The organism is Pseudomonas sp. EL_65y_Pfl1_R83 (assembly GCF_963970695.1).
Lineage (GTDB): Bacteria > Pseudomonadota > Gammaproteobacteria > Pseudomonadales > Pseudomonadaceae > Aquipseudomonas > Aquipseudomonas tritici.
The window spans coordinates 1-830 of sequence record NZ_CAXAQI010000063.1; the positions used below are offsets into that span (position 1 = coordinate 1).

Genomic DNA, 830 nt, shown 5'->3' on the forward strand with positions numbered 1-830 from the left:
CCGGGGTCGGCGGTGTTCGCGGTCCCGTCCGGCGACGATCCGCGCTGGTGGCGGTGGGTGGTGGGGGCGACGTGGCAACATCCGGCGGGCCCGAACGAATCGATTGTCGGCAAGGGTACGACTCCCGTCGTCCAGATCGCCTATGAAGATGCCGAGGCCTATGCGCGCTGGGCGGGCAAGGCCCTGCCGACCGAAGCGCAATGGGAATATGCCGCGCGGGGTGGCCAGCCTGCTTTGCCCGAACCGATCGACGCGCACGGCACGCCGACCGCCAATTACTATCAAGGCGTGTTCCCGGCCCGCGATCTTGGCATCGATGGCTATCGCGGTCGCGCGCCGGTCGGATGCTTCCCTGCCAACGGCTATGGCCTGTACGACATGATCGGCAATGTGTGGGAATGGACCAGCGGGGTTGCCGACGGCGACCGGCGTGTGATCAAGGGCGGGTCGTATCTATGTGCCGCCAATTATTGCGCGCGCTACCGCCCGGCGGCACGGCAATTTCAGGAATTGGGGCTCGGCACCGATCATATCGGTGTGCGGCTGGTCGACAATCGCCGCGCGCCGCCGGGTTGATCGACGCGGACCGCAGGCCGGCTCAATCGTCGATATGGGCGAGGATCGCTTCGATGAGCCGAACCACCACGGCGCGGGCCTCGGCAATGGTCAATTCCTGGTCGTGCCGCAACAAGCGCCATGTCTGAAAGCTGAGCGGCACATTCAGCGCGGCATCGGTCTTGGTGTAGTGATAATTGCCATAACCGAAATCGACGAAGCCCGAGAGCTTGTCGGTGGTGGGCTGCTGCGAGACGACGTTGATCGTGCCGCCG

The 830-nt window shown here is 65.2% G+C and carries 2 protein-coding genes; one reads left to right on the forward strand and one right to left on the reverse strand.

Features of this window, described 5'->3' with window-relative positions; translation table 11 throughout:
• Positions 1 to 576 (forward strand): SUMF1/EgtB/PvdO family nonheme iron enzyme (locus AACY08_RS27595; RefSeq protein ID WP_339472277.1); only part of this gene is annotated, 576 nt, incomplete at its 5' end.
• Positions 577 to 598: 22 nt separating this feature from the next.
• Here AACY08_RS27595 and AACY08_RS27600 read toward each other — a convergent pair.
• On the reverse strand, positions 599 to 830 hold a 232-nt coding region (locus AACY08_RS27600), incomplete at its 5' end, for a hypothetical protein (protein ID WP_339472278.1).